This window comes from Rubrimonas sp., assembly GCF_036788415.1.
GTDB lineage: Bacteria > Pseudomonadota > Alphaproteobacteria > Rhodobacterales > Rhodobacteraceae > Rubrimonas.
Map to the genome: position 1 here is coordinate 1 of NZ_DAIQNN010000177.1, position 3,727 is coordinate 3,727.

Annotated in this window: 6 protein-coding genes and 1 pseudogene; 5 read left to right on the plus strand and 2 right to left on the minus strand. The window is 68.8% G+C overall.

Annotated elements, in window-relative coordinates:
• The 4 genes and pseudogenes from V7Q31_RS17970 to V7Q31_RS17985 form a co-directional block, all read left to right on the plus strand.
• Positions 1–228: pseudogene (locus tag V7Q31_RS17970) on the plus strand (hypothetical protein); the annotation flags it as partial.
• A 73-nt stretch (positions 229–301) separates the two neighbouring features.
• Positions 302–958 (plus strand): DUF1826 domain-containing protein, encoded by a 657-nt coding sequence (locus V7Q31_RS17975; RefSeq protein ID WP_333835220.1) that lies wholly within the window; start codon positions 302–304, stop codon positions 956–958.
• Between the two features lie 74 nt (positions 959–1,032).
• A complete protein-coding gene (locus tag V7Q31_RS17980) occupies positions 1,033–2,196 on the plus strand; it encodes an S-(hydroxymethyl)glutathione dehydrogenase/class III alcohol dehydrogenase (protein ID WP_333835221.1) in 1,164 nt (387 codons plus the stop codon).
• Between the two features lie 86 nt (positions 2,197–2,282).
• Positions 2,283–2,615, plus strand: coding sequence for a hypothetical protein (locus V7Q31_RS17985; RefSeq protein WP_333835222.1), 333 nt, complete (start codon positions 2,283–2,285; stop codon positions 2,613–2,615).
• A gap of 52 nt (positions 2,616–2,667) precedes the next feature.
• Here the strand turns inward: V7Q31_RS17985 and V7Q31_RS17990 are convergent, their stop codons facing one another.
• Both V7Q31_RS17990 and hisI read right to left on the minus strand, forming a co-directional pair.
• The gene (locus tag V7Q31_RS17990; RefSeq protein WP_333835223.1) at positions 2,668–2,913 is read right to left on the minus strand and encodes a hypothetical protein; all 246 of its coding nucleotides are present in this window, start codon (positions 2,911–2,913) and stop codon (positions 2,668–2,670) included.
• Between the two features lie 55 nt (positions 2,914–2,968).
• Positions 2,969–3,433 (minus strand): phosphoribosyl-AMP cyclohydrolase, encoded by a 465-nt coding sequence (hisI, locus tag V7Q31_RS17995; protein ID WP_333835224.1) that lies wholly within the window; start codon positions 3,431–3,433, stop codon positions 2,969–2,971.
• Between the two features lie 60 nt (positions 3,434–3,493).
• Here hisI and V7Q31_RS18000 point away from each other — a divergent pair.
• Positions 3,494–3,727, plus strand: a 234-nt coding sequence (locus tag V7Q31_RS18000; RefSeq protein ID WP_333835225.1) for a CobW family GTP-binding protein, incomplete at its 3' end; no start/stop codon positions are given.

The window sequence follows — 3,727 nt, forward strand, 5'->3', positions numbered from 1 at the left end:
CGCATCCTCGGCGAGGCCTCCGGCGTGACGGCCGCCTATTCGATGGAGCGCGGCGTGATCCGTCCGATGATGGCGGCGGCGGGCGACCGCGTCGCGGTGTCGGACCCGGCGACGGGGCAGATCGCGATCGTCGACGCCGAAACCATGACCGTGGTCGAACGGGTGACCGTCGGCGGCGCCCCGCAATCGCTGCTGCTGCTCGCGGCGGAAGCCGACCACGCCCACTGACCCGAACGAACGATCCGCGGAACGCGAGGGCGAAAGCCGCCGCGTTCCGCCGCGAGACCACCGGAGACCCGCCATGACCACAGCCGCCGCAGCCGCGCGCCCATCCGCTCCAGGTTCCGCCGCCCCGTCGGCCACGCGCGTGCTCCATGTCGCCGAGCCCGAATGCCTGCTACGCATCGGTGAGATCGGCGTCGCCGCGGCCATCTGGCGCCGCGCGCCCGACCCGGTCTTCGCGGCCTGGATCGACGCCCTGCCGCCCGAGCGCCTGCCCAGCCTGCGGGCGGCCATGCCCCACAGCCTCGCGGGCGAGGCCGTGATCGCGGCCTGCGACGGCGCGGGCCTTTCCCCTGGCCGCGAACGCGACCTGCTGGCGGGCGACGTCGCGGCGCTCGCCCTGCTCTTCGCGCGCGCCGCGCGCGCCCCGATGATCCGCCTGCGGCTCGACGTCGTCCGCACCGACAGCTGCCGCAAGTTCCACGTCGACAATGTCCGGCTGCGGTTGCTCTGCACCTATCGCGGGCCGGGCGCCGACTATGGCGTGGCGCCCCGCGGCGAGACGCCGGACCGGATCGACCGCGCTCCCCGCGGCGCCGCAGCGCTGTTCCGGGGCCGGCGCTGGCCGGGAGAGACAACCGGCCTCGTCCATCGCTCGCCGCCGATCGAGGGGACCGGCGAGACGCGGCTGCTGCTCGTGATCGATCCGTTCGAGCCGGATGACGAGGACGACTGACTGAGGTGCGGGGCGAGATCGTCCCGGCCCACAGATCGCCGAACGAAACATCAACCGACAGGGAGACCACGCCCATGAAAACCCGCGCCGCCATCGCCTGGGCGCCCAACCGCCCGCTGGAGATCGAGGAGATCGATCTGGAGGGGCCGAAGGACGGCGAGGTTCTCGTCCGGATCGTCACGACGAGCCTCTGTCAAACCGATGTCTTCACGCTCTCGGGCGAGGACCCCGAGGGTCTGTTCCCCTGCATTCTCGGACATGAAGCCTGCGGCGTGGTCGAGGAAGTGGGCAAGGGCGTCACCTCGGTGGTCCCGGGCGATCACGTGATCCCGCTCTACATCCCCGAGGATCCGAACTGCCCCTACATCAAGTCCGGCAAGACCAATCTCTGCCAGACCATCCGCAAGACCCAAGGCGCCGGCGTGATGCCCGACGGCACGTCGCGCTTCTCCTACAAGGGCAAGCCGATCCTGCATTACATGGGCACGAGCACCTTCAGCGAATACACGGTGCTGCCGGAGATCTCGGTGGCGAAGATCTCGCCCGAGGCGCCGCTGTCGAAGGCCTCCGTCATGGGCTGCGCCGTGCCGACCGGTATCGGGGCGGTGCGCAACACCGCCAAGGTCGAGGCGGGCGCGAGCGTGGCGGTGTTCGGCCTCGGCGCGGTCGGCATGGCGGTCATCCAGGGCGCGGTGCTGAACGGCGCGTCGCGGATCATCGGGATCGACGTCAACCCCAACAAGTTTCCGCTCGCCATGTCGCTCGGCGCGACCGAGTGCGTCAACCCGAAGGACCACGTGCAGCCGATCCAGGACGTGCTGGTGGAGATGACGAATGGCGGTCTCGACTACACCTTCGAGGCGGTCGGCAACGTCACCCTGATGCGCGCTGCGCTCGAGGCGTGCCACAAAGGATGGGGCGAATGCACCGTCATCGGCGTCGCCGGCGCCGGGCAGGAGATCGCCACGCGGCCGTTCCAGCTCGTCACCGGCCGCGTCTGGCGCGGCACGGCTTTCGGCGGAGTGCGCGGCCGCAGCCAGCTTCCGGGCATGGTGGACGAGTGGCTGCGGGGCGACTTCGACATCGATCCCTACATCACCCACCACATGAAGCACGAGCAGATCAACACGGCCTTCGATCTGCTGAAGGCTGGCGAGTCGATCCGCTCAGTGATCCATTTCCGCCCCGACGACACGATGACGGTCAACTCTCTGCCCGGGAAGATCTTGGCGGGCTGACGCGAGCGGGCGCAAATGCGCGGCGGCCAGGCCGCCGCGTCGCAAGCCCGACCCCTCTGGCGACAATGTCCCGCAAAGAGAGCATCGTGCCATTCTTCGACCCGGATGACGTCGCCGCGCTGACGCTCAGGAGGGCGGACGCCGAGCAGGTGCTCGATCTGCGTGGGGTGTCGGTCGAGGACGCCCGCGCAGCCGTCCAGCGTTTGCTGGACCAGCGCCGCTTCAGTACCGCGGCCACGCTTCTCGTTCTAATCGACCCGGCAGGGCCGCAAAGCGGAAAGACCCTGTTTCTGCCGGTCGGCCGCCAACTGCTCGATGCGCGACGGCGCGGGGTCATCGCCGCTGTCGCGCCGCTGGCCGACCCCGCGGGCGGCGGCTTTCTCGTGATCACGGCCGGGCGCGGCTGCGACGCGGATTAGCGCATCGTGACATGGCGACACGTCGCTCAGGACGCGTACGGATTCGCGCACCTCACGCCGAACGCGGCCCGGCGACGCCTTCGGTCGCCGACAGCTCCGCCGCCGCGCGCTCGAACCACTCGATCACGCGCCGCCGATGCGCGTCGCCCCAGGTATTGACGAAGCGGAGCGTCGGATAAGCTTCCGCGTCGCGCAGTTCCGCGAGACGTTCGACGCAGAAGGCGCGCGTCAGCGGAATGCCGCAATCGACTGTGATGCAGGTTTTCCAGTCTTCGTATGTCTCGAGCCGCTTCACCATCTGTTCGATCCATCCCAAGGGCGATAGCGCCGATGCGCGAGCATTCGCGCGCGCCTCACAGCTGCGTCGGGTTCGGCAAATCGCCGTATGCGGTCTTCGGATCGAAGAGCTTGTCGGTCTCGACGAAGGCGAGCGCGCCGTCGGCTTCGATGCGGCGGTAGAAGCAGGAGCGATAGCCGACATGGCAACTTGCGCCGGAGCCGCTGACGGCGACGCGCAGAAGCAGCGCGTCCTGGTCGTCGTCGATCCGCGCCTCGACGACGCGCTGCGTCAGGCCGCTGACAGCGCCCTTTCGCCAGATCGCCCGCCGCGACCGGCTCCAATAATGCGCCTCGCCGGTGTTCAAGGTGAGGCGCAGCGCGGCCTCATCCATCCAACCGAGCATGAGCACCGCGCCGGACACGGCGTCCACGGTCACGCAGGGCATCAGCCCGTCCGCGCCGAAGCGCGGCGCAAGCGTGAGGCCCTCCTCGACGGCTTCGACAGAGTCCCGCGGGGCGAAGGCGATCGGACGCGTCATGGGCTTTCCTCATAAAAAGTTATGCTATAACATATCTAAACACACTGGGAGACCTCGTCCATGCTGTTCAAGCCGCGCCGGATCCCCGTGACGCTGCTGACCGGCTTTCTCGGGGCTGGCAAGACGACTGTCCTCAACCATCTGCTGCGCGCGGCGCGCAGCGAGCGCATCGCGGTCATCGTCAACGAACTCGGCGAGATCGGCCTCGACCACGATCTGATCGAGACGTCGAGCGAGACGCTGGTGCTGATGGAATCGGGCTGTCTCTGCTGCTCGATCCGCGGCGATCTCGCC